Source organism: Caballeronia sp. LZ032, assembly GCF_031451315.1.
Taxonomy (GTDB): Bacteria; Pseudomonadota; Gammaproteobacteria; order Burkholderiales; family Burkholderiaceae; genus Caballeronia.
This window is the reverse complement of the sequence record NZ_JARUXP010000001.1, coordinates 881614-906648: the sequence shown is the minus strand read 5'-3', so window position 1 is coordinate 906648 and position 25035 is coordinate 881614. Positions and strand designations below refer to the sequence as shown.

Annotated in this window: 19 protein-coding genes; 8 read left to right on the top strand and 11 right to left on the bottom strand. The window is 66.9% G+C overall.

Annotated features, from left to right (window positions below; genetic code table 11):
- Positions 1 to 166 precede the first annotated feature (166 nt).
- The gene (locus tag QCE69_RS04205; RefSeq protein WP_309914844.1) at positions 167 to 1444 is read right to left on the bottom strand and encodes an O-antigen ligase family protein; all 1278 of its coding nucleotides are present in this window, start codon (positions 1442 to 1444) and stop codon (positions 167 to 169) included.
- A gap of 168 nt (positions 1445 to 1612) precedes the next feature.
- Here QCE69_RS04205 and QCE69_RS04200 point away from each other — a divergent pair, with 168 nt between their 5' ends.
- Both QCE69_RS04200 and QCE69_RS04195 read left to right on the top strand, forming a co-directional pair.
- The gene (locus QCE69_RS04200) at positions 1613 to 2608 is read left to right on the top strand and encodes a glycosyltransferase (protein WP_309914842.1); all 996 of its coding nucleotides are present in this window, start codon (positions 1613 to 1615) and stop codon (positions 2606 to 2608) included.
- Positions 2609 to 2663: 55 nt separating this feature from the next.
- Positions 2664 to 3425 carry a glycosyltransferase family 2 protein gene (locus QCE69_RS04195; protein ID WP_309914839.1) on the top strand — a complete coding sequence of 254 codons (762 nt, stop codon included), beginning with the start codon at positions 2664 to 2666 and terminating at the stop codon, positions 3423 to 3425.
- A 15-nt stretch (positions 3426 to 3440) separates the two neighbouring features.
- Here QCE69_RS04195 and QCE69_RS04190 read toward each other — a convergent pair whose 3' ends face one another.
- Together QCE69_RS04190 and dnaE are read right to left on the bottom strand one after the other, a co-directional pair.
- Positions 3441 to 4508 carry a glycosyltransferase family 4 protein gene (locus QCE69_RS04190; RefSeq protein ID WP_309929570.1) on the bottom strand — a complete coding sequence of 356 codons (1068 nt, stop codon included), beginning with the start codon at positions 4506 to 4508 and terminating at the stop codon, positions 3441 to 3443.
- Entirely contained in the window at positions 4508 to 8038 is a 3531-nt protein-coding gene (dnaE, locus tag QCE69_RS04185) for a DNA polymerase III subunit alpha (protein WP_309929568.1), read from the bottom strand. The genes QCE69_RS04190 and dnaE overlap by 1 nt, the downstream gene beginning before the upstream one ends.
- 236 nt (positions 8039 to 8274) lie before the next feature.
- On the opposite strand from dnaE, the gene QCE69_RS04180 reads away from it, so the two are divergent.
- Entirely contained in the window at positions 8275 to 9144 is an 870-nt protein-coding gene (locus QCE69_RS04180; protein ID WP_309929567.1) for a sulfurtransferase, read from the top strand.
- Positions 9145 to 9152: 8 nt separating this feature from the next.
- Positions 9153 to 10031: a tRNA glutamyl-Q(34) synthetase GluQRS gene (gluQRS, locus tag QCE69_RS04175; RefSeq protein WP_309929565.1), complete on the top strand. Its 879-nt coding sequence runs from the start codon at positions 9153 to 9155 to the stop codon at positions 10029 to 10031.
- A 56-nt stretch (positions 10032 to 10087) separates the two neighbouring features.
- Here gluQRS and QCE69_RS04170 read toward each other — a convergent pair whose 3' ends face one another.
- The 4 genes from QCE69_RS04170 to purT all read right to left on the bottom strand — a co-directional run bounded on the left by QCE69_RS04170 (position 10088) and on the right by purT (position 14091).
- Positions 10088 to 11587 carry a DEAD/DEAH box helicase gene (locus tag QCE69_RS04170; protein WP_309929562.1) on the bottom strand — a complete coding sequence of 500 codons (1500 nt, stop codon included), beginning with the start codon at positions 11585 to 11587 and terminating at the stop codon, positions 10088 to 10090.
- Between the two features lie 603 nt (positions 11588 to 12190).
- Entirely contained in the window at positions 12191 to 12556 is a 366-nt protein-coding gene (locus QCE69_RS04165; RefSeq protein ID WP_309914822.1) for an MliC family protein, read from the bottom strand.
- 67 nt (positions 12557 to 12623) lie between these two features.
- Positions 12624 to 12782, bottom strand: a complete 159-nt coding sequence (locus QCE69_RS04160; protein WP_309919615.1) for a DUF6726 family protein — start codon at positions 12780 to 12782, stop codon at positions 12624 to 12626.
- A gap of 46 nt (positions 12783 to 12828) precedes the next feature.
- Positions 12829 to 14091 carry a formate-dependent phosphoribosylglycinamide formyltransferase gene (gene purT / locus QCE69_RS04155; RefSeq protein WP_309914820.1) on the bottom strand — a complete coding sequence of 421 codons (1263 nt, stop codon included), beginning with the start codon at positions 14089 to 14091 and terminating at the stop codon, positions 12829 to 12831.
- A 334-nt stretch (positions 14092 to 14425) separates the two neighbouring features.
- Between purT and QCE69_RS04150 the strand changes: the two genes are divergently transcribed.
- Entirely contained in the window at positions 14426 to 15028 is a 603-nt protein-coding gene (locus QCE69_RS04150) for an META domain-containing protein (protein WP_309914817.1), read from the top strand.
- A 199-nt stretch (positions 15029 to 15227) separates the two neighbouring features.
- On the top strand, positions 15228 to 18752 hold the full coding sequence (locus QCE69_RS04145; protein WP_409021163.1) for a DNA translocase FtsK: 3525 nt from the start codon (positions 15228 to 15230) through the stop codon (positions 18750 to 18752).
- 28 nt (positions 18753 to 18780) lie between these two features.
- On the opposite strand, the gene QCE69_RS04140 is transcribed toward QCE69_RS04145, so the two are convergent.
- The 3 genes from QCE69_RS04140 to QCE69_RS04130 form a co-directional block, all read right to left on the bottom strand.
- Positions 18781 to 19854, bottom strand: a complete 1074-nt coding sequence (locus QCE69_RS04140; protein WP_309929558.1) for a transporter — start codon at positions 19852 to 19854, stop codon at positions 18781 to 18783.
- 87 nt (positions 19855 to 19941) lie between these two features.
- Positions 19942 to 20505 carry an antimicrobial peptide resistance and lipid A acylation PagP gene (locus QCE69_RS04135; protein ID WP_309929556.1) on the bottom strand — a complete coding sequence of 188 codons (564 nt, stop codon included), beginning with the start codon at positions 20503 to 20505 and terminating at the stop codon, positions 19942 to 19944.
- Between the two features lie 35 nt (positions 20506 to 20540).
- Positions 20541 to 21857 carry a lactonase family protein gene (locus QCE69_RS04130; protein WP_309929555.1) on the bottom strand — a complete coding sequence of 439 codons (1317 nt, stop codon included), beginning with the start codon at positions 21855 to 21857 and terminating at the stop codon, positions 20541 to 20543.
- 239 nt (positions 21858 to 22096) lie between these two features.
- Between QCE69_RS04130 and QCE69_RS04125 the strand changes: the two genes are divergently transcribed.
- Complete coding sequence (locus QCE69_RS04125) at positions 22097 to 22249, top strand: DUF3096 domain-containing protein (protein ID WP_309914805.1); 153 nt, start codon at positions 22097 to 22099, stop codon at positions 22247 to 22249.
- Positions 22250 to 22379: 130 nt separating this feature from the next.
- Here QCE69_RS04125 and QCE69_RS04120 read toward each other — a convergent pair whose 3' ends face one another.
- The gene (locus QCE69_RS04120; protein WP_309929554.1) at positions 22380 to 22628 is read right to left on the bottom strand and encodes a hypothetical protein; all 249 of its coding nucleotides are present in this window, start codon (positions 22626 to 22628) and stop codon (positions 22380 to 22382) included.
- Positions 22629 to 23109: 481 nt separating this feature from the next.
- On the opposite strand from QCE69_RS04120, the gene QCE69_RS04115 reads away from it, so the two are divergent.
- Positions 23110 to 24984 (top strand): glycoside hydrolase family 15 protein, encoded by a 1875-nt coding sequence (locus QCE69_RS04115; protein ID WP_309929551.1) that lies wholly within the window; start codon positions 23110 to 23112, stop codon positions 24982 to 24984.
- The last annotated feature ends 51 nt before the right edge of the window (positions 24985 to 25035 follow it).

Here is a 25035-nt window from a genome sequence, read left to right as displayed (position 1 = left end):
ACGAACTTTCCGTGCCGCCGATCGGCTTGCGCAAACTTGCTTGCTTGTTCAAGAGCGTATCTCCACTTCGCCCGGCGGCTGACTCGTCCTGCCGCGCGGCGCGTGTTGGTGTGTGGTGTAGGTGTCTGTGAGCGAAGGCCGCCGGGCCCGATGCCGCTCAACCCGCTCAACCGATCGGACCGCGTCCCGGTTTCCCGCGCGGCTCGCGCGTATCGTGCGTGATGACCGCGAGCAGCACGGCCCAGATGAGCGCGATGAGTGCGGTGCTCATCACCACCGTGAACACGTCGATGCTCAAACCGAAGATGATAACCGACCCGGACACGGCCATTCCGCAGTAAGCGGCCGTCGATACATCGCGGTGCGGCGATCTCCGGTAGCGCACGAAGTACAGCAGCGGCCCGGCATACAGCAAACCCAGGCATACGACGCCCAGCGCGCCCAGTTCCGCGATGGTCGAGAAGAACTCGCTGTGGGCCCGCTGGTTGACGATATAGGCCGGCACTTCGCCCTGCTTCGCCAGATCGCGCAAGGACGACTCCAGATGCCCCTTGCCGACGCCCGTCAGCGGATGCGCTTCGAACAGGTGAATCGACGCGCGCCACAGCAACAGACGCGCCCCGATCGAGCTGTAGGCGGTCGAGCCTTCCGCCAGTTGCGTGACATCCGACTGCGTGGCCAGGACGCGCTCGCGACCCAGCGGCGACGCGAAGAGCGCGGCCATCGCCAGCGCCACGACCAGCAGCGCAACGAGCCAGTGCTTCGCGTGCTTCACCCAGCCGAAATTCAGCGAGCACAGCGCGAGAAACAGCGGAATCGCCAGCCAGCCGCCGCGCGTGCCCGACAGATAGGATGCGTAGACGCCGCCCGCCAGCCCCAGCAGCTTCACCGCGATACCCAGACGCCGGACGAGCGCATTCGGATAGTCGTCCCAGCGGATCGTCATCGCCGAAAGGAAGCCGAGCAGCAGCGCGGTGTTGCCGTAGGGAATCGGATTGGTGAAGGTGTTGCCGAGCCGGTTGATGTCGTTGACCGTCATGTGGATGCTGCTGTCCACGGCCCACGCGCCCGCGCCGATCGCACCGAGCGCGCAGCCCCAGCCGAACGCCTTCAGATGCCGGATGGGCAGGTTCACGAGCAGGAGAAAGATGGGCAGGCTCAGCGTGAAGCGCGACATGCCGTCGAATTCGCGCGGCAGGAAGTAGCCGTCTGTCGCCTGTTGCAGCGGCAGGTAGACCATGAAGCCCAGCATGGCCACGGTGTACCAGGGATAGGCCCTGACGAGCAGGCTGCCCTTGAGCCGGAAGGCGCGGCTGAAGCCCGCGAAGAGCGCGATGGCAAGCAGCACGAAAAAGCAATAACCGGTTCCACCCCGTACGACGAGCGTGCTCGCGGGCGCCAGCAATACCATGCTGGCAATGACGTAACGAAGATTTTTTTCCAAATCGTGAACCTGACAGGGGTGGACCGGCCGGCGGCGGTCGCGCATCCCAAAAACCCGCGTTATTATAGCCGCTGGCGCCTGGCACGCTCTTCGCTCAGAAGCTGCTCGAGGAACTTTGAAGCCATAGCCGGCAAGGCGCTCCAGCCATCCACGCGTTGTGAAACTGAAATGCCAGCGACACCTCAAGACACTCCGGGCGCGCCGCTCGCAAGTTTCCTGCTCATCACCTTCAATCAGCAAAATACCGTCGCCGATGCGATCCGCGGCGCCCTCGCGCAGACCTGGTCGCCGCTCGAAATCCTCATCTCCGACGACGCCTCCAGCGACGCCACCTTCGCTGCCGCCGAGCAATGCGTGCGCGATTATCGCGGCCCGCACGTCGTGCGGCTGTATCGCAACGAGAAAAATCTCGGCATCAGCGCGCATCTGAGCGCACTGGCCGCGCGCGCCTCGGGCGAGATGCTGTTCATCGCGGCCGGCGACGACATCTCGCGGCCCGAACGGGTCGAACGCGTGATGCGCGTATGGCTCGACAGCGGCCGGCGCTACGACCTGATCGCCACCGACCTGCAGGACCTCGACGCCGCAGGCCAGACCCACGACGTGCTGCGCGTCACCGACCTCGACGGCTATCGCAGCTTCGAGGCGTGGTCGGGCAAGCGGCCGCATCTGGTCGGCGCGGCGCACGCCTGGGCGCGGCGGCTGTTCGACGCGTTCGGTCCGATCGCGCCCGGCATCTACGGCGAGGATCAGATCATGGCGTTCCGCGCCATCATGAGCCAGGGCGCGCACACGCTGCACGAGCCGCTCGTGCTGTACCGGCGCGGCGGGCTCTCCAGCAAGCGGCGCTTCCGGACGCCGGCGGATTTCGTCGCGCGCATCCGGCTGGCAAACCTGAACGGCTCGGGCGAGACCCGCCAGCTGCTGAGTGACGCCGACAAGGTGGGCGTCGGCGCCCAGATGCGCGCGTTGCTCGCGACCAAATCCGCGCGCGAGTCCTACGTGAGCGCGATGTTCGGCACGGGTTCGGTGCGCAGCAAGCTGGCGCTGCTCGCGCGCGCCACGGAGGTCAGCTTCGGCTTTCGCGTCAGGATGTTCGTCTACGCGACCTGTCCGTGGCTGTTCTCGCCATTCTTCTTCCTGAAGTGGCACTTGCGCGGATAATCGCGCGGGTCCTCTCAACCGCTTCTCCCGGCGCGCGCCGCCCCTTTATAGCCCCATGAACCCTCCGACGCTCGGCATCGCCATCATCACGCACAATGCCGCCGCCCGGCTCGCTCAGTGCCTGCAGGCCGTCTCCTTCGCCGACGAGATCGTCGTCGTGGACGGCGGCAGCAGCGACGCCACCGTGGGCATCGCCGAGGCGCATCGGGCGCGCGTGATCGTCGCGCGCGACTGGCCCGGCTTCGGCCCACAGAAAAACCGCGCGCTTGATGCCCTCGCAACAGACTGGGTGCTGTCCATCGACGCCGACGAGATCGTGACGCCCGAACTCGCCGCCGCGGTTCGCGCGGCCATCACGGATCCGCAGGCGGATGTCTACGCGGTGGACCGGCTGTCGAGTTTCTGCGGCGTGTGGGTGAAGCACAGTGGCTGGTATCCTGACTGGATCCCGCGGCTGTTCCGGCGCGGCACCGCGCGCTTTTCGCCGGACCTGGTCCACGAACGGCTTGTGCTCTCGACGAGCAAGCCCGTGGTGCGCCTCTCCGGCCGGTTGATGCACTACTCCTACGAAGATTTCGAAGCGGTGCTGCGCAAGCTCGACGCGTATTCGACCGCCGGCGCCGAGCAGCGCCACGCGGCCGGCAAACGCGGCAGCTTCGGCGTTGCGCTGGCGCGCGGGGCGTGGGCGTTCGTGCGGACCTATGTACTGCGGCGCGGTTTTCTCGACGGCCGCACGGGCTTCATGATCGCGCTCTTCAATGCGCAGACGGTGTATTACCGGTTCCTGAAGCTCGCGCACATGAACGAGTTCCGCTGAAGCCCGGCGTCAGGTTCAGCGCCGTTTCCCGGCGATGCCGCGCGCCGGCTCGACCAGCGCGCCGACATGCGAGGCCACTTCGGCGTCGTAGCGCACGGCGTCGACGCCCACGCGTTCGCCGGGGCGGCGTGACGCGAGAGCGGTTTGAACCGTGCGGCGCAGATCGTCCGCGTCGCCGGACTGGAACACGTGCCTGGCGTGGTCCGCGATGGCGTCGCAGCAGCCGATGCACGCCGGGAAGATCACCGGCGTCCCGCACATGACCGATTCGATGCCGACCAGCCCGAACGGCTCATAGCTCGACGCGAGGATGGTGAAATCCGCGGCGCGGTAGGCATCCTCGATGTTCTTCACGTACCCGATATAGCGCACGTTCGCGGCGGGCGAGTCCGGCGCGCGGCCCGCGACGGCCACCACGACGTTCATGCCGGCCAGCGCCTGTTCGATCAGCGGCAGGCCCTTGCGCTCGTGACTGCTCGACGGAAACAGCAGCACCGTCTCGCCTTCCTTGAAGCCGAACTGTTCGCGCAGACGCGCGCGCGTGGCGGCATCCACCGGAGCAAAACGCGCGCGATCCACCGGCGGATACAGCACGCGGATCTTCGCGGAATCGATGTGATAGAGCGTGCGCAGTTCGTCGGCCATCATGTCCGAATGGGCCACGATCACCTCGGCCTGCGCGTATTGCCGGCGTTCCAGCGCGATCTGCCGCGTGTCCGACGCTTTCTCGCGCCGTCCGGTGGCGCGCAGGAAGCCGATATGCGTGCCGCCGCAAATCGCGATCTCCGATCCCTCGACGCGATTGCAGCCGATCAGCACGTCCACCTTTGCTTTCTTGCGGGCACGCTTCAACGCCCACGAGAAATACGCGTCGCGCAACTTGCCCGGCAGGAACGACACCTTGATGCGATGCGCCTCGACCAGCTTGCTCTCCGGCAGCGCAGTGTCGATCTTGCGTGCGAAGAAGGCAGGCTTGTCGCGGCCGTCGAAGCCAGCGGCGGCGAGGCCGCGCACGAGGTCCATCGCGTAGCGTTCGAGACCGCCTGAATGCTTCAGCGCATTCGCCGAAATGCCGAGCCGCATCAGTAGACGATCTCGATCGCGCTGCCCGCGAACTCGCCGCGCAGCGCCAGGATCAGCTCGTCGGTAGGCTTGACGCGCCAGGCGTCGCCCAGACGCACTTCGCCTTCCGCATGTTCGCTGCGATACACGACGCTCACGTTCAGACCGTTCGGTATCGGTGCAGGCTGCCGCGAGCGCCCGCCGTCGCGGCCATTCTCACGGCCGTTCTCGCGCACAGGCGGCGCCTCGCTCTGCGCGCCCGCCGCATGCGCTTCGAGCACTCGGCGCAGGCGCAACGAATCCGCGTTGCCGTTCATCTCGACCTTCACGGACTGCGCATAGCGGCTGCGCGCGCGCTCCAGATCCATCGCGGTATCGACGGTGAAGCGGATGCCGCCCGTAAAGGCGTCGTTGCGCGCCATGCCCTGCACGACGAGCAACTCGTCTTCCTTGAACAGCGCCTTGTTCGCCTCGAACTGTTCGTTGAAGACGGTGACTTCACACTGGCCGCTGCCGTCGTCGAGGTTGACGATCAGCATCTTGCCGCGCTGGGTCATCTGCGTGCGCATCGACGAGATCACGCCTGCGATCAGCTTGTCGCGGCCTTCCTTCAACTCGCCGACCTTCTGGCGCACGAAGCGCCGCACTTCGCCCTTGTAGGCGTCGAACAGGTGACCCGACAGATAGAAGCCGAGCGCGGTCTTTTCTTCCTGCAGGCGCTTCTTGTCCGACCACTCCGCTTCCTCGACATACTCGTGCTTCGCGAGCGGCGCGTCGCCCATGTCGAAGAGTCCGGCTTGCATGGCATTGGCGGCCGCCTGATCCGCGGCTTCCATTGCCATCGGCACGGAGGCGAGCAGTTGCGCGCGGTTCGCGTGCATGGTGTCGAACGCGCCCGAACGGATCAGCGCTTCCACCGTGCGGCGGTTCACCACGCGGCGGTCGATGCGCTCGCAGAAGTCGAACAGGTCGGTGAACGGCCCGTCCGCGCGCGCACGCAGGATTTCCTCGATGGCGTTCTGCCCGCTGCCCTTGATCGCGCCGAGACCATAGCGGATGGTCTTCGAGCGCGCGCCATTGGCTTCCGCGACCGGCTCGAAGCGGTACGCCGACTGGTTGATGTCCGGCGGCAGCACCTTGAGGCCGTTGGTCGCGCAGTCCTCGAAGAGGATCTTGACCTTGTCGGTGTCGTCCATGGCGAGCGACATGTTGGCCGCCATGAATTCCGCCGGATGATGCGCCTTGAGCCACGCCGTGTAATAGGCGAGCAGCGCATAGGCCGCCGCGTGCGACTTGTTGAAGCCGTAGCCCGCGAACTTCTCCATCAAGTCGAAGATCTCGTCGGACTTGGCGCGCGCGAGACCGTTCTTGGCCGCGCCTTCCGCGAAGATCTCGCGATGCTGCGCCATCTCCTCGGCCTTCTTCTTGCCCATCGCGCGACGCAGCAAGTCCGCGCCGCCGAGCGAGTAGCCGCCGATGATCTGCGCCATCTGCATCACCTGCTCCTGGTAGACCATGATGCCGTAGGTCTCTTTCAGGACAGGCTCGACGCGCGGGTCCGGATACTCGACGATCTCGCGCCCGTGTTTGCGCGCGCAGAAGCTGGGGATCAGGTCCATCGGGCCCGGACGGTACAGCGCCACCAGCGCGATGATGTCCTCGAAGCGGTCCGGCTGCGCGTCCTTCAGCATGCCCTGCATGCCGCGGCTTTCCAGCTGGAACACGGCGACCGTGTTGGCCTTCTTCAGGATGGAGAACGAAGCGGGATCGTCGAGCGGCACCTGCGCGAGATTCCAGTCCTGCTTCGAAGGATCCAGACGGCGGATGTAGCGCTCGGCCCAGTCCAGGATGGTGAGCGTGGTCAGGCCCAGAAAGTCGAACTTGACGAGGCCGACTGCTTCCACGTCGTCCTTGTCATACTGGCTGACGACGCCGCCGTCCTCGCCCTGCGTATAGAGCGGGCAGAAGTCGGTAAGCTTGCCCGGCGCGATCAGCACGCCGCCCGCGTGCATGCCGACGTTGCGCGTCAGCCCTTCCACGCGCTGCGCGAGTTCGAGCAGCTGGTGCACTTCGTCTTCGGCGTCGAAGCGTTCCTGGAGCGTGGGCTCTTCCTTCATCGCGTCTGCGATGGTCACGTGCTTGCCCGGCTTGAACGGGATCAGCTTCGCGACGCCGTCGGTGAACATGTAGCCGAGATCGAGCACCCGGCCGATGTCGCGCACCGCGGCCTTCGCGGCCATGGTGCCGAAGGTGGCGATCTGCGAGACGGCATCCGCGCCGTACTTGCCCTTCACGTACTGGATGACGCGGTCGCGGCCTTCCTGGCAGAAGTCGATGTCGAAGTCGGGCATCGACACGCGTTCCGGATTCAGGAAGCGCTCGAACAGCAGGTTGTAGCGCAGCGGGTCCAGGTCCGTGATGCCGAGTGCATACGCGACCAGCGAGCCGGCGCCCGAACCGCGGCCCGGACCGACCGGCACGCCATTGTTCTTGGCCCACATGATGAAGTCGGCGACGATCAGGAAGTAGCCCGGAAAGCCCATCTTGATGATCGTGCCGCATTCGAAGTCGAGGCGCGCGTAATAGGTCTCGCGCTGCGCGTCGCGTTCGGCGGTATCCGGATACAGCTGTTCCAGACGGACTTCGAGCCCCTCCTTCGACAACTGCACGAGGTAGTCGTCCAGCGACATGCCGTCCGGCGTCGGGAACAGCGGCAGCTTCGGCTTGCCGAGTTCGAGCGTGAGATTGCAGCGCCGCGCGATCTCGACCGTATTCGCGAGCGCGGAAGGAATGTCCGCGAACAGCGCGCACATCTCGTCCTGCGTGCGGAAAAACTGGTCCTGCGTGAAGCGCTTTTGCCGGCGCGGATTGGCCAGGATGTCGCCTTCCGAAATGCACACGCGCGCTTCGTGCGCGGTGAAGTCGTCGGGCGTCATGAACTGCATCGGATGCGTGGCGACCACCGGCAGGCGCAGCTTGGCCGCGAGCCTGACCGCTTCCTGGATATACGCCTGCTCGCCCGGCTGGCCGGCGCGCTGCAATTCGATATAGAACGCATCCGGGAACAGTTTCGCCCAGCGTTCCGCGTGACGTTGCGCGCTGGCCGCATTGCCGGCCGCGAACGCCATGCCGATATCGCCCGTCTGCGCGCCGGACAGCGCCAGCAGACCTTCGGCGAGCCCCTCTTCGAGCCACTCGGTCAGCACCTCGGCGCGGCCGCGATACTGGTTCGTCAGCCATGCGCGGCTCAACAGCTCGCACAGGTTGAGATAGCCCTGCTTGTCGCGCACGAGCAGGAGCAGGCGCGCTGGCTTGTCGCGGTCGGCGGGATTGGTGATCCAGACGTCGCAACCGGCGATGGGCTTGACACCCTTGCCACGCGCTTCCTTGTAGAAACGCACGAGCCCGAAGGCGTTGCCGAGGTCGGTCAGCGCGAGCGCGCCCTGACCGTCTTTTGCGGCAGCTTTGACGACGTCGTCCAGCCGCACGATGCCGTCGGCAATCGAGAATTCGGAGTGGACGCGGAGATGAACGAAGCGGGGATCTGACATGGCGGTATTGTACATGCGGGTCGTTCGCGCGAACCGGCGGGCGGGCGCGCTGGCCGAACGGACAAGGCCCTGGCCACGCGACCAGCTTGCGCAATCGCAAGCCTTGGCGGAACGGCCGGACGGGCCTTTCGGCGCGCGACGAACACGCGCGCCGTTTGCGAGATAATACGGCCTTTGCGCGGCTGCTTCCGGCCGCACTTTTTACCCGTTACAGCCGTTTCGCGCGTCGTCCGATCATGAGCATCCTGAACCTCTCCGCCTATAAATTCGTCACTATCGAAGACGGCCCGGCCTGGCGGCCGCTCGTCACCGAACGCTGCAACGCGCTCGGGCTCAAGGGCACGATCCTGCTGGCGCCGGAGGGCATCAATCTTTTCATTGCCGGGCCGGTTGCCGAAGTACGCGCCTTCATCGATTACCTGCGCGGCGACGCGCTCTTCGGCGGCCGTTTCGCCGACCTGCAGTTCAAGGAAAGTCTCTCGGAAAAGCAGCCGTTCCGCCGCATGCTGGTCAAGCTCAAGCGTGAAATCATCACGATGAAGAAGCCCGCCATCAAGCCGGAACTCGGCCGCGCGCCTTCCGTCGATGCCACCACGCTGAAAGTCTGGCTCGACCGCGGTCACGACGACACGGGCCGCCCGGTCGTGATGCTCGACACGCGCAATGCGTTCGAGGTCGATGTCGGCACCTTCGAACACGCGCTCGATTACCGCATCACGAAATTCAGCGAGTTTCCGGAAGTCATCGAACAGAACCGCGCGGATCTCGAAGGCAAGACGGTCGTGTCCTTCTGCACGGGCGGCATTCGCTGCGAGAAGGCCGCGATCCACATGAAGGAAGTGGGCATCGATCACGTGTATCAGCTCGAAGGCGGCATTCTCAAATACTTCGAGGAAGTCGGCGGCGCGCACTACACGGGCGAGTGCTTCGTGTTCGACTACCGCACCGCGCTCAATCCCGATCTCGAGCCGACCGCCACCGCGCAGTGCTTCGGCTGCCGCGCGGTGGTGCCGGCGGAGGCGCAGAAGTCGCCGTACTACACGCCGGGCAAGACCTGTCCCGCGTGTCATCCGGACGCAAAGACCGGTAACAGTCAGGCAGCCTGAGCGGCCCGATGACCTACCGCGGCCGCTTCGCGCCCTCGCCGACCGGTCCGCTGCATGCCGGCTCGCTCGTGAGCGCGCTTGCGAGCTTCCTGGATGCGCGCGCGCACGGCGGCAGCTGGATCGTGCGGATCGAGGACGTCGATGCCCCGCGCACCGTCGCCGGCGCCGCCGACGAGATTCTCGCGACGCTCGCGCATTTCGGCATGCATGCCGATGCACCGCCGGTCTGGCAAAGCACACGCGACGCCGCGTATCAGGCTGCCTTCGAGCGCTTGCAGGCAACCGGGCTCGTCTATCCGTGCGGCTGCACGCGGCGCGAAATCGCGGATTCGCTCGTGCAGGCTCATGAACGCCACGCGACGCTCGCCTATCCCGGCACGTGCCGCGACGGTCTGCATGGCAAGCCCGCGCGCGCATGGCGCCTGCGCGTGCCGGACGGCGATGCGGCGCGCATCCGTTTCGTTGATCGCTGGCAGGGTCCGCAGACCCAGGATCTCGCGACCGAAGTCGGCGATTTCGCGTTGCGGCGCGCGGACGGACTGTGGGCGTATCAGCTGGCGGTCGTCGTCGACGATGCCGAGGCCCGCATCACGCATGTCGTGCGCGGCGCCGATCTGCTCGACTCCACCGCGCGGCAGATCTATCTGCAACGGTGTCTCGGCGTGCCGACTCCGGACTATCTGCATGTGCCGGTGGTCAACAGCGCGAGCGGCGAAAAGCTCAGCAAGCAGACGGGCGCGGCGCCGCTCGATCACCATGCGCCGCTCGGTGCGCTGAGCGAGGCCGCGCGGCATCTGGGCATCGAGGTGTCGGCGGATACGCTCGACGCCTTCTACAGCGCGGCGACCAGCGCATGGGCGAAACGCTACGGGCCCGACGCGCAATAGAAAAAGGCAGCCGCGCGGGCTGCCTTGTTCATTCACTCAGCAATGCAATCAGGACATCACGACGTCTTGCGCGGCATTCCCAGCCCGCCGAGCAAGGCCGCGAGCGGCTGCTTCGGTGCGCTCTTGCGCTCGGGCTCGACCGTTTCGTCCTGACGTTTGATCGCCGACGGCGACGGCTCGTAAGGCTTCAGGAAGAACTCGTCGACCGGCTGCTGGCGGCCGCGCGGACGATCATGCCCGGCCGGCCCGCGACGGCGCGCACCGTCTTCGCGCGGCGCGTGCCGATGCTCGCTGCGCTCGCCCCGTTCCGCACGGCCGAAGCGCTCTTCACGACGCGGCGAAGACGAACCCGACCCGTCACGACGTGCGGGCATCTTCACTTCCAGCGGCTCGACTTCGAGCGGACGCTTGATCAGCTTCTCGATGTCCGCCAGTTGCTTGCGCTCGTTGGCGCTGCACAGCGAAAGCGCGTCGCCCGATGCGCCCGCGCGCCCCGTGCGGCCGATGCGGTGCACATAGTCTTCCGCATTGAACGGCAGGTCGAAATTGATGACGGCGGGCAGCTCGGCGATGTCGAGCCCGCGCGCGGCCACGTCGGTCGCGACCAGCGCCTCGACTTCGCCGCGCTTGAACGCGTCGAGCGCCTGCATGCGCTCGCTCTGCGAGCGGTCGCCGTGAATCGCCGTGGCGACAATGCCGTCGCGTTCCAGCACGCGAGCCAGACGGCTCGCGCCGATCTTGCTGTTGCAGAACACGATGACCTGCTTGAGTTCCCGTTCGCGGATCAGTTGCGCGACCGCGCTCGACTTGTCGCTCTCGTGGACCTCGTAGACGATCTGCCGCACGTTCGCGTTCGTCGAGTTGCTGCGCGCGACCTCGATGGTCTGCGGGTTGCGCAGATAGGTCGACGCCAGCTTCTTGATCTCACCCGAGAAGGTGGCCGAGAACAGCAAGGTCTGGCGCTCCTTCGGCAGCAGGTTCAGGATGCGCTGCAGGTCCGGCAGGAAGCCCATGTCGAGCATGCGGTCGGCTTCGTCGAGCACGAGCATCTGCACCTGGCCGAGATTCACCGTCTTCTGCTGGACGTGATCGAGCAGACGCCCCGGCGTTGCGATCAGGATCTCGACGCCGCGGCGCAGCGCGTCCGACTGCGGATTCATGTCGACGCCGCCGAACACCACCGTGCTGCGCAACGGCGTGTGCTTCGAGTAGGTCTGCACGTTGGCGGCGACCTGGTCGGCGAGTTCGCGCGTCGGCGTGAGCATCAGCGCGCGCACGGGATGGCGCGCCGGCGACGCGCTGGTATTGGCGTTCGGCAACAGCCGTTGAATGATGGGCAGCGAAAAGCTGGCGGTCTTGCCGGTGCCGGTCTGGGCGGCGCCCATGACGTCGCGGCCGGCGAGCACGACCGGGATGGCCTGGGCCTGGATGGGCGTCGGCGTGGTGTAGCCGGACTCGCGCACCGCTTTCAGGATGTCGGCGGACAAACCGAACTGGTCGAACGAAGGCGCGGCGGCCTCGGCGGTGGACGGGTTCGTGGCGACGGAATCGGACATGGTGACTATATTGGCTATCGCTAAAAATCCGCTCGATGCGGAAGGCGCAAGGAACCGGTCGATCTGGCGCGACCGTTGGCTTCGGTGGCATTCGGTCCAGTCGGTTTCCTGCGCGGATGTGTTTCGGTGCGTTCGCGGCGCGTCGGACGCGCGCGGGCGCGTGATGCCGGGCACTGCGTTCGTGAGCGAGCCCGGGTCGCCCTGTTCAATTGCGAATCTGCGGCTTGCAGACTTGCGTCGATGGAACACGCTTTCCGTGACGTTTCCATGGCAGCGTCGCCGCCGGACGGAGAAGCGTTGCCGGCCTGCCGGACGCCGTGCAGCGGGTGAATGTGCCGTTCCGCTGCAGGCCGGCCAGCCATTTCATTTCAGCGGTGGACTATGGCCACGCTCGGTTGGCTGCCGGCGCCTGCCTTCGAGGGCGTGGCCGCAAGCGGCGCCGCCACACCGGGACTAACCGACCGCGCGCTTACCGAGGCCGTAAAGCCGCACATTGTAGCACCGCCTGCACAAGCGCTCCGGCCGCATCGGCGGGGCCGCCCGCAGCGGTGCGCAGCCTGCCTTGCGCCCGGGCAGGTTCCGATGCGATGGTTCCCGCCCTGACTACTTGCGCTCGACGCAATCGGCCAGCAGCGGCGGCGAGTCTTTCGCGGCCAGCTCGTCGTAGAGGTTGGCCTGGGGACCCTTGGTCCACCACGTGTACTGGTCAGCGACGTACTTCGCGCCCGATCCCGCGACGACACCGACGAACAGCAGCTTGCGCCCGTCGACGGTCAGCGCCGCGAAGCTCTGATGGTTCCGCGCGTTGGTGTACTGCACGGAAACGGTCTTGCCGTCCTTGCAGTCATAGCGCGCGTTTTGCGTCGTTGCCGTCTGAATCTGCGGCACGGTCAGCGGCATGGCCTGCGCGGCCTGGGCGCCCAGCGCTCCGAGCACCATGGCAATGGCGAATGCGGGAAGTGTCTTCATGGTTCGTTTCGGGTTCGTTTTCGAGTCGGCGCGGTGGCTTCCGTGTGCATCCGGCAGATGCCCGCCGTCAGGGATCGATGACGTCGGCGCAGGCGTCGGTGGGCGCCGCCGCGACATGCCCCACCACCGGCACGATCTTCAGTCCCGCCGAGGCGATCCGGCACGGCGCGGCCGCCAGTCCGCATCCCGAGAGACCCAGGGTGGCCGCGATCAGCGCGGCCAGCATGCTTGCTTTCACTTGTCTGCTCCCGCCGGCCCGATCAGCCGCGCATTCATTCAACCTTCACCGGCCGCACCTTCGACGCCGCCTCGCGCGCGCGTGCGCGCGCTTCGGTGGTGTCAGCGCCCGTCGCCAGCGCGACGCCCATGCGGCGCTTCACGAAGCTCTCCGGCTTGCCGAACAGGCGCAGGTCCGCACCCGGCACCGCGAGCGCCTCGGCGACGCCCTCGAACGCGATGCCCGCCTCGTCCAGCCCGCCATAGATCACAGCCGACGCGCCGGGCGTGCGCAGAGCCGTATCGACGGGCAAGCCGAGGATGGCCCGCGCGTGCAGTTCGAACTCCGAAAAGCGTTGCGTGGCCAGCGTCACGAGCCCCGTGTCGTGCGGCCGCGGGCTGACTTCCGAGAACCACACGTCGTCGCCGCGCACGAACAGCTCGACGCCGAACAGCCCGCGCCCGCCGAGCGCCGTCGTCACCTGCGCCGCCACCTCGCGCGCGCGTTCCAGCGCGACCGGGCTCATGGCCTGCGGCTGCCAGGACTCGACATAGTCGCCCGCCACCTGCACGTGACCGACCGGCTCGCAGAAATACGTCTGCGTGGCGCCGCTGGCAGGGTCCGCCGCGCGCACCGTCAGCAGCGTGATCTCGTATTCGAAATCGACAAACCCTTCGACGATCACGCGCCCGTGATTCACGCGCCCGCCCGCCAGCGCGTACTGCCATGCGGGCTGGACGTCGGCCTCGCTCCTGAGCACCGACTGCCCCTTGCCCGACGACGACATCACCGGCTTCACCACGCACGGAAAACCGATCCGGCCGATCGCGGCCTTCAGTTCGTCGAGCGAGTTGGCGAACGCGTAGGGCGAAGTGGGCAGGCCGAGCGTTTCGGCGGCGAGCCGGCGAATCCCCTCGCGATTCATCGTGAGCTGCGTGGCGCGCGCGGTCGGGATCACCGTGACCTGGCCCGCCGCCTCGATGGCCGCGAGCGCGTCCGTGGCAATGGCCTCGATCTCCGGCACGATCAGATGCGGCTGTTCCTGCTCGATCAGCGCTTGCAGCGCGGCGGCATCGGTCATGTCGATCACATGGGCGCGATGCGCGACCTGATGACCCGGCGCGTTCGCATAACGGTCCACGGCGATCACCTCCACGCCCAGCCGCTGCAACGCGATGATCACTTCCTTGCCGAGCTCGCCCGCGCCCAGCAGCATGACGCGCGTGGCATGCGCCGAAAGCGGCGTGCCGATGCGCGCTGCGCCCGTGTTGGCTGCTTGCGGGCCGCTCGCGGCTGTGCGGGGTGAAACGATGGACATGACGTGCTCCGGAATGAAACGTGAAGTGTTGAATGCTGAACGTGCTGCGGCGGCGGGATCCGCGGAATGGGCCGGATCTGATTGGGCGCGATGTTAACACGCAGCGTCCGCGCCGCGAGACTCGTCCGTTTGGCCAGCGGACAGAACCGAAAGTTCGTCGGCGATCTCGGCATTTCGCCTGTTGACCTGCATCGGCACGATTGAATTCCCTGACCGTCGCAATCATGCGGCGACAATTCACTTGCTGCTTGTTGCCGCTTGTTGCGCTTTGTCGCTGGACAAATCGTAGGACGAGTGCGATACGCTTACGGTTTCGCCTGCTCCAGGATCATCGATGCCCACGTCCCTCTTTCGCGCGTCCACTGCGCGCCCATCGTCCCGTTTTCTCTCGCGGATCACGCGCACGGCCGCCGGAGCGGGCGCCGCGTTGGTCGTCGCGAGCCTGGTTGCCGGCTGCGCGATCCCGAAACATTCGGACGCGAGCGCACCGCCCACGGACCCGTACAATCCCGCCGCTACGCAGTTGCTCGATGACACCCAATGGCAACTGACCCGCTGGACCGATGCGAACGGCCAGACCCGCGCGGTCCCGGGCGAGGCCCAGGGAACCGCTCAAACGGATGCCGCCAGTGCCAGTTCCGGCCAGCCCCTCACGCTCGACTTCTCGACCGCCAGCGGCCGCAGGCGCGCGAGCGGCTTCGCGGGCTGCAACCGCTTTGCCGGCACGTACGATCTGAAGGACGGCAAGCTCAGCTTCGGTCCGCTGGCGGGCACACGCATGGCCTGCCCGGGCGGCACGGGCGCCGCGCTCGAGCAGCCCTATCTGGACGGCCTCGCGCATGTTGCGAAAAGCGGCGTGCAGATGAATCCGCCGCAGTCGCTGCAACTCACGCTGGAGGACGGACAGGTGCTCGTCTTCGCGCCGCGCGCCAAATGAACCCGGCATGCGCACAGCGAACATGGCGAACCCATGTACGCATGTGTTGCGTGCTCGCGGCAGGCGCACTTGCAGGCACATGGGCAGACGCGCCACCCGTTAAACTGCTCGCTCCAACCGCCCGGCCTCCTCGTGCAACACACCCGGCCGGGCAGCACCCCCTGTCTCATTCAACATCGGTTCAATCTCAGGCATGCACATGGTAGTTCTCGGCTGGTTCGGTGCATCGGTCATCTGGTTCGGCTTCCTGCTCTGGCGCCTCGTCAGGCTGGCGTTGCCAGGCGGCGCCGCGCGCCGCGGCCCCGGCACGATCCGCCTCTGGCTCGGCTTCATCGCCGTACTGCTTTCAAGCAGCATCCTCGAAGGAACGCTGGCTCGTTCGCTCGAGACGCAGTTGAACATCAATCGATGCGGGCGCGCGCTCGCATCGGCCCTGAGCGACCTGGCGCATCCGTCCGGCGCGGGCGCGCTGGCCGCGCTGGTCCTCGCCATCTTCCTGCCGTGGCTGGTCGAGTTCAGCTGGCGTAGCGTGCTCGCCTGGGCCGACGAGGCCTTCGGCTTCGGCCTGCCGCAAAGCTGGCTCACGCCCCGCGAGCGTCCGGCCGAGGCGCGGCTCCGGGAAAGCCGCGGTCAATCGACGCAATCGGCCCGCGACAAGTCGGCCGGCTGGTTCGAGCGCCGTGCACAGGCCCGCGCCGCGCGCGCCCCGCGCGAGGTCCAGGAGCGCAGCGTCCGTGCCGAGCGCTCCGACGCGCCCACCTCGCGCGTCGCGCCCGACGAACCGACGCTCGGCCTGCCTACGGCCAGACGCGGCAGCCGCTACCAGCGGCCGACGCCATGGCGCCCGCCCGCCGTGGGCAAAAGCGCCACGCGGCACCCGAACGGCGCAGCGGAAGCCCGCACGCCGCGCGCAGGCCTCGACACCGCCGACGCCGCGCTCCGTCCGCAACCGAGCGAACCTGTCGCGCCCGCGGGCTGGCTGAAGCCCGGTGCGCCGTCGTCCGTCGCCGCCCGCGACGGCCGTTCGCCTTATCCGGCGCGGCAGGCTTCGGCGTTCGCGGCATCGGGTTCGGGCCTGCGGGCATCCATCGCCGCCGACGCGCCCGCCAGCCCGAAGCCCGCTCCCATCAACCCGGGCGTGAATCCGGGCATGAACCGCCCGCGCGGAGCCCCCACGTCGATGCCTGCACCGCGCACTTCGGCCGCGGCGAGCTCGGTGAGTTCGGTGAGCGCATTCGCCACAGCGCACGCGCCCGCCGCTGCAGGCTCGCGCATCGCTGCACGCGGCCCGGTCACGGGTTCGCAGCCTGCATCCCCCGGCGTCAGACGCGCTCCGTTGAATCCAGGCGCGGCACCCGTCGCGCGCGAATTCACACCTGCCCCGCTGGCCGCGCCCGCCTTTTCCCGCCCGCCGACGCCACCCGCACCGGCCGGTCCTCCGCCCGCGCCCGAATCGATTCAGGCGACGCTGCGTTCCATCGAGGAGAAAACGGCCTTGTGGACCTCGCTGGCCGGCGCGAGCCTCGCGCGCGGACACGTGGCCATGGCGAGATCGAGCCAGCCGGCGAGTGAAGAAACCTTGCCCGCGCAGACCGAGCCGGCGCCGCACGAGTCGAGCAAGCCTGATGTCGAGCAGACAGCGATCGCCGAGCCGCACATCCATCGCGAAAGCCACGAATTGGCCGACACGCCGCTGATCGACGCGCACCTGATCGCCCCAGCGCTCGTCGAGCCTGCGCCCTGGTTCGAGATGCGCGTGCCTGAGCCGTTGGCGTCGGCGCTGCCCGTCATGCCGCCCGCGCCGCCCGACCCCGAAATCGACGCACCTGCCATGGAGCCCGCGCCGGAAGCCGCCCTCCCGCCTGAACCGCCGCTGCCTGAAATCAGCGAGCCGTCTCCTGCCGTGACGCCGCTCGACGAAGCCCTGCGCGACGCCGACCAGACGCCGCCGTGGCTGGACCTGCCCGAAACCGTGGCCGACAGCGTCGAGCCGCCCGCGCCGCCGCGCCTGCACATGCTCGAAGCACCCGCTGAGGAAGCGCTGGAAGACGAGCAAGACGCGGATCGACGCCAGGTGGCCGGCGACGAATGGGCGTCGCGCTCGAACGTCGTGCGCTTTCCGATCACGACAACAGCCACACCGGCCCCGACGCCGGCTGTACCGCCCTCCCCCGCCGAACCCCGCGCGCCCGTGCGCGGCTTCACCTCGACCGAGTTCGAATTCCACGCACCTCATGCGTCGCCCGTCGAATTGCCCGGTCTCGACCTGCTCGAGCCCGCCGCCGACGAAAGCGAGCCCGTGTCCGAGGAGCGTCTGCTCGACACCGGCCAGTTGATCGAGCAACGCCTGCAGGAGTTCAAGGTGCCGGTGACGGTGGTCGGCGCATCGGCCGGACCGGTGATCACGCGCTTCGAGGTCGAGCCGGCGCTCGGCGTGCGCGGCAGCCAGATCGTCGGCCTGATGAAGGATCTGTCGCGCGGCCTCGGCCTCACGTCGATCCGCGTCGTCGAGACGATTCCGGGCAAGACCTGCATGGGCCTCGAATTGCCCAATCCGAAGCGCCAGATGATCCGCCTCTCGGAGATCCTGCGCGACGACGTCTATCGCACGTCGAAGTCGAACCTGACCATCGCGATGGGCAAGGACATCGTCGGCAATCCGGTGGTCACGGATCTCGCGAAGGCGCCGCACATGCTGGTCGCGGGCACGACCGGCTCGGGCAAGTCGGTCGCGGTCAACGCGATGATCCTCTCGCTGCTCTACAAGGCGAAGCCCGAGGACGTGCGCCTCATCATGATCGACCCGAAGATGCTCGAGCTCTCGGTCTACGAAGGCATTCCGCATCTGCTCGCGCCTGTCGTGACCGACATGAAGCTCGCGTCGAACGCGCTCAACTGGTGTGTCGGCGAGATGGAGAAGCGCTATCGCCTGATGTCGGCGGTCGGCGTGCGCAATTTGCAGGGCTTCAACCAGAAGATCCGCAACACCGAAGCTGCCGGCAAGAAGCTCTCGAACCCGTTCTCGCTCACGCCCGACGCGCCCGAGCCGCTCTCGACGCTGCCGCTCATCGTCGTCATCATCGACGAACTGGCCGACCTGATGATGGTCGCCGGCAAGCAGATCGAGCAGCTGATCGCGCGGCTCGCGCAGAAGGCGCGCGCGGCCGGCATCCACCTGATTCTCGCCACCCAGCGTCCGTCCGTCGACGTCATCACCGGCCTCATCAAGGCAAACATCCCGACGCGCGTGGCGTTCCAGGTGTCATCGAAGATCGATTCGCGCACGATTCTCGACCAGATGGGCGCGGAATCGCTGCTGGGCGCCGGCGACATGCTGTTCCTGCCGCCCGGCACCGGCTATCCGCAGCGCGTGCACGGCGCGTTCGTCGCCGACGACGAGGTGCACCGCGTGGTCGAGCATCTGAAGCAGTTCGGCGAGCCGGAATACGAGGAAGGCATCCTGTCGGGTCCGACAGCGGAAGGCGGCACCCAGGACCTGTTCGGCGACACGCCGGACGCCGAAGCCGATCCGCTCTACGACGAAGCCGTGGCCTTCGTCGTGCGGACGCGGCGCGCGTCGATCTCGTCGGTGCAGCGGCAGTTGCGCATCGGCTATAACCGCGCGGCGCGGCTGGTCGAGCAGATGGAAAGCGCCGGCCTGGTCTCGCCGATGGGCAGCAACGGCAACCGCGAAGTGCTCGCGCCGCCCGGACCGGGCGAATAAGGCCGGCGTCCGGGCGCAGGCCCGGACCTCACCAGAGCCGCAGGCGGCGCAGCAGGAAGATCGTGACGGCGGCGCACGCCGTCATCACGCCCACGACCACCCAGAACGACGCCGGGTCCTTCGTGCCCGGCAGCCCCGCCACGTTCATGCCGAAAATGCCGGTCACGAGCGTCGCCGGCAACAGCAAGGCCGACATGATCGCCAGCCACAGCAGCTTGCGGTTGATGTCCTCGGAGAGCGCCGCCGCGATCTCGTCCTGCAGCAGCTTGGCGCGCTCATAAAGTCCTTCGAGCCCGCCGCCCAGACCATTGAGCACCTGGATTGCCTGCACCAGCGCTTCCATCGAACGCGGCTCGGCCCATTCGAGCCGGCGCAGCACGAGCTGGGTCAGCGCATTGCGCTCCGGATCGATGAAGCGCTTCACCTCCACGATGCGGCGCCGTACATCGCCCAGCAGCGCGCGGCAGCGTGAATGCCCGCCTTCGAGCACGGTTTCCTCGACATCGTCGAGACAGTCGCCGAGTTCGTCGATGCGATCCGCGAAGGTGTCGTTCAGCGCGCGAATCAGGCCCGCGAAGAGATCCACCGGATCGCGGAAGGTCGTGCCTTCGAGCAGCGCGTGACGCAGGCGGTCGGTGGATTGCAGCGGCCGCGCGCGCACCGTGATCATCCGGTGCCGGTCGACATAGAAACGCAGCGCGCCGGTCGCGCGGTTCGCTTCGCGCGCGTCGGGCGCGGCTGCATTGGCCGTCTTCGCGACGAGTTCGAGATCCGCCACGACCCCATACATGAAGTTCGTGCCGATATGCACGCGCGGACGCTTGTCCTCGCCGTTCAGGAATTCCCTCGCCACATCCGGCATCGACGCGACGCCTTCGAGCCAGCCTTCGACCGTGTCGTCGTTGGCGGACAGATGCAGCCACGTCATGTTCTCGCCGACGATCGACGCACGCGCCTCGTCCCAGGTCAGCCGCAGCGCCTGGCCGCCGGTAAAGCGAAATGCCGTGATGAAACCCGGCGGCGCCGAGGCGTCGCGTTTATCGCCGGGGTGGTGAGAGTCCGTCGCGCGTTCGCGCGCTTCGATCGGTCTGGTCGTATTCAAAGTGCTTTCCCTGCTGTTGCCTTGCGTCTGCATCAACCGAGGCTTTCGCTGCATAAGAGCCGAAGAACGGCGGTGCGTCGCATCGTACTAGAACTCGTAGCGTCCCCAGAAGAACGCGACGTCGCCGTCGTTGAGGCCCGGGATGCGCGGGATGATCGTCGCAATGACGGACGCGCGCCGGTAACGCACCGAACCCACCGGCAAGGCGAGCGGCAGTGGCGCGTAGTGCGCCACGTCGCTGCGCGCCGTCACGCCGACGAAGAATCCCCCGCCCGCCTGCAGACCGCCCAGCACCGGCTTCGTGTACCACTGGCGCGCGTAACCGCCGATCGGCTCGACGTTGTGATGCGAATCCGAGAACGCGAAGGCGAACAGGATGTCCTCGTTGCCGTCGGCGCCGGTCCAGTGCTTGCCCAGGCCGCCGCCGTACGACCACGGATTCAGTTCCTTGCGGTTGTCGAAGCCGTCGATGTGCCAGCCATAGCCCGTCACGTAGAGATCCCAGGTGCCGTCGCGCGCGACGCGCGTCACCCGCTCGCACGCCGACGCCATCCAGTCGCGCTGGTAGTCGCACTTGCCATCGGCCGCATGCGCCCCGAGCGGCGCGCTCAGCGCAAGCGCCGTGAACAGCATGAGGAGGCTGCGCTTCATCGTCGTAGCAACGGCGGCCCGTTGACCACCCGCGTTCAGGAAGGCGAAACGAACTTGAAGTCGACCGGTGAGCCGATCGACAGCTGCTTCGGATCCGATGCAAGCTCGCCCGTCTGCGGATCGCGCCGGTAAAAGTAGACGCTGTCGCTTTCCTGATTGCCGACGACGAGCCAGCGCCCGGTCGGATCGATCGCGAATTCGCGCGGCGTCTTGCCGAGCGTCGGATAACGGTGCAGCAGCTTCAGCTGGCCGTTCGACGGATCGACCGAGAATGCGACCAGTTCGTTCGCGTCGCCGCGGTTGGTCGCGTACAGGAAGCGTCCGTCCGGCGAGAGATGCAGCGCCCCGCCGCCAATCTTGCCCCGGAAGCCCGACGCGAACATCGGCACGCTTTGCGTCTGCGTGAGCTTGCCGTCGCGGTAATCGAACACCAGCACGGACGCGCTCAGCTCCGTCGTCAGATAGCCGTGCCGGCCGCTGGCGTCGAACACCAGATGGCGCGGGCCGGAGCCTGGCGTGATCGGCGTGTAGCGCGCCTCGGTCGGGCCGAACAGGCCGCGGCTGCTCGCGGCCGGGTCCGGCGTGTAGCGGTAGGAAAACACCTTGTCGACGCCCAGATCCTGCGCGAACAGATACTTGCCGTCAGGCGAGAACACCGTCGAGTGGACGTGCGAGTTGTCCTGACGACCCTTCACCGGACCGGCGCCCTCGTGATGCACGGTCAGGACGGACGTGCCGACGCGGCCGTCGGCGGCCAGCGGGAACACCGCGAAGCTGCCGCCCGGATTCGACGCGACCGAGTAGTTGGCGGTCAGCAGATACTTGCCGTCGGGCGAGATCGCGAGATAGCAGGGATCGTTGCCTTCCGACGAGACCCGGTTGAGAAAGCTCAACTGTCCGCTCGCGCGATCGAAGCGAAACGCGCTGATGCCGCCGCGCTGCGAGGCGGGGCCGTTGTCGCCGGGCAATTCGTTCACGGCGTACACGTAATTCCGGTCGCGGCTCACGACGAGATACGACGGATTTACCGTCTGCGCCGACGCAATGCGCGACAGCTCGCCGTTGGCCGTGTCGAAACGGTAGACGTAGATGCCTTCGCTCTTGCCGCCGGCCGTATAGGTGCCGATGAGCAGATCGAAGACCTGCGAGCCGGCCGCATTGCCCGCGGCGCCGTCCGCCGCACTGCTCGTCGAGGCCGGCGCGGCGGACGTTTGCGCGAAGCTCTGCGCTGCCGCCAGCGACAGCATCAGCGCGATCCCGCGCACCCAGGCCACCGGCTTCCGGCGCGTCAGGCGCGCGTCTTGCAAGGTGCGGGGGAACGTGGTGACGCCGCCGAATGGGCTCGAATGCATGAAACCTCCTCATCGTCTTTTTGCTGCGTGTTGTTCAGGGGCGATGCGCGACCGTCGCCTGCGCGGGCCTCGCGTGGCCGACGACGTGCGGGAGCAAGTTCTGCTCCAAAGCTCGCCGAAGGCACCGAAGGCACGCAAGGCGCATGACGGGTTCGGGACTTCATGAAGACAGTGTCGAGTCCAAGATACACCACGCACGACGGGCCAACCGATTCGAACCAACAACAGGAGTTGCCGCCATGACCGTTCATCTCGCACTGGGACCGCTGGTTTCGCTGATCGCCGGGATCCTGATTCTCATCATGCCGCGACTGCTGAATTTCATTGTCGCGATTTATCTGATCGTCATCGGGCTGATCGGCCTGTTCGGCATGGGCTCGATGCATTTCTGAGCACCGCGGCGCGCACGCCTTTCCCCCTGCGACGGACGCGCGAACGCGAATGCACGGCTCGCGCCGCGCATTCGCGTCAGAGGTGTTCGCAGTGGGAAAAGCCCGGCGCAAACGTGCCAGGAACAGCGGCTCAGCCGTTGGCGAGCCGGTCCAGTCGCAGCCGCCCTTGCAGCGACAGCGCACCCACCGCCACACCGCTCACGCCGAAGGTGTAGCGGCTGAAGCAGCCGCGCTCGGTGAGAAAGGCGGCGGCGGTTTCCATGGCATTACGCGACAGGCCCAGAAGCCGATGATCGAGCGTGAGCAGCGCTTGCGTGTCCGGCATGTCGCTGGCGGCGGAAAGGATGGCGATGCAATCGGCTTTCGACGGATAGAGCATGGAATTCCGTTCCTCGAAAACGCTACGTTGAAGGCGGGACCCACTGCACAGGCGTGGCGACAATGAGCAGGACGACCAAGCAGGACGGATGAAACAAAACAGAAAGACCGGTGAAAGCAGGCTGACGCGCCGCGCCTCTGAATTAGCGCTACTACCTTTCACGAAGCTTCATTCTAAACATCAGCCGAATGGCGGATCAATGGCTGGAACGGCGCAAGATCCGTCTTTTCCGCCATACCGGCGTGGCATGCAGTCGCATGCCCGAGGTGGTGCGATGTGCTGCCAGATGGCGCGATTCCCTGCCCATATCGAACGATTGCGGCAGAATGCGGCCAGAAGGCATGCACGCGGCGCGATCCAGAACCCTTCGTCCGATGGCGCCGCGCTTCGCCCAGGATGTGCGCAGCGTCCCGGATCCTTTGCTCAACCCACGGCGCGTGTCGACGCATGACGCACGCCGCAAGCAGGAAGATGTTCGCTTATGCCCGCTTTGATTGAAGACTACGCCATGGTCGGCGACGGCCACACGGCCGCCCTGATTTCCCGCAACGGTTCGGTCGACTGGCTCTGCTGGCCGCGCTTCGACTCCGCCGCCTGTTTCGCCGCGCTGCTCGGCACGCCCGAGCATGGCCGCTGGCTGCTCGCCCCCGAGATGCCCGATGGGGAAACGCCCGTCATCACGCGGCGCTATCGCGGCGACACGCTCGTGCTCGAAACCGACTTCGAGACGCCCCAGGGCGCGGTGACGATCATCGACTTCATGCCCTTGCGCAATGGCCATTCGGAACTCGTGCGCATCGTCGTCGGACGACGCGGCACGGTGCGCATGAAGATGGAGCTGGTGTTGCGCTTCGACTATGGCTCGGCCGTGCCATGGGTCAGCCGTCTTCCCGACGACAGCGGCATCCGCGCGATCGCCGGTCCGGATCTCGCCGTGCTGCGCACGCCGGTGGATCTCGTCGGCGAGAACATGCGCACGACCGCCTGCTTCGATATCAGCCCGGGCGAACGCGTGCCTTTCTCGCTGTGCTATTCGCAATCGCATTTGCGCCTGCCGCCCGCACACGATCCTCACACCCAGCTCGCCCGCACCGAAAACCACTGGAGCGAATGGTCCAGCCAGAGCGAACTCACCGGCCGGTTCGCGCCGGCCATCCGCCGCTCGCTCATCACGCTCAAGGCGCTGGCCTACGAGCCGACGGGCGGCATCGTCGCCGCGCCGACGACCTCGCTGCCGGAACAGCTGGGCGGCACGCGCAACTGGGACTATCGCTACTGCTGGTTGCGCGACGCCACCATCACCCTGCTCGCGATGATGCGCGGCGGCTACTACGACGAAGCCCGCGCCTGGCGCGCCTGGCTGGGCCGCGTGATGGCCGGCTCGCCGGCGCAGATCCAGATCATGTACGGCATCGCGGGCGAGCGCCGCCTGCCCGAATGGGAGGTCCCCTGGCTGCCGGGCTACGAGGGCGCGGCGCCGGTGCGCATCGGCAATGGCGCGGTCAACCAGTTGCAGCTCGATGTCTACGGCGAAGTGATGAACGCGCTGCACCTTGCGCGCGTGGGCGGCCTGCAGAGCGACGAAACCGCCTGGTCGATCCAGTGCGCGATGCTCCAGCATCTCGACACCGTCTGGCAGGAACCCGACGAAGGCATCTGGGAAGTGCGCGGCGGCCGACAGCACTTCACCTTTTCGAAGGTGATGGCGTGGGTAGCGTACGATCGCGCGATCAAGTCGGCGGAGACCTTCGAACTGCCGGGCCCGATCGACCACTGGCGCGACATGCGCTCGCGCATCCGCACCGAGGTGCTGAAGAAGAGCTGGAACCCGAAGCTCAACTCGTTCACGCAGGCCTACGGCAGCGAAGCGCTCGATGCGAACCTGCTGCTGATCCCGTTGCTGGGTTTCCTGCCGCCAAAAGATCCGCGAGTAATCGGCACCGTACATGCGATCGAGACCACTTTGACGCACGATGGTCTCGTCAAGCGCTATCACACGACCGAAGTCGAGGATGGCTTGCCGCCGGGGGAAGGCACATTTCTGGCTTGCAGTTTCTGGCTGGTGGACAACCTGGCGTTGCAGGGCCGGATCGACGAGGCGCACGCGATGTTCGAGCGGCTCGTGGGCCTGGCGAACGATGTCGGCCTGCTGGCAGAGGAGTACGACACGGTGGCGAAGCGCATGGTGGGGAATTTCCCGCAAGCCTTCACGCACGTGGCGCTGGTGCACACCGGGATGAACCTGATGCGTCACGAAGAAGAGATGGCGAAGGCGACCGGGCAGCCCTCCGGCGCCGAAGGGCACGCGGAAGACGCGGCGCAGGCGGAGACCAATGCAGCCTCGGGACAGTCCTAAATGCTTGTTTTTGCTGGCGGGAATAATGCTCGGACGGTAATATTGGTGCAA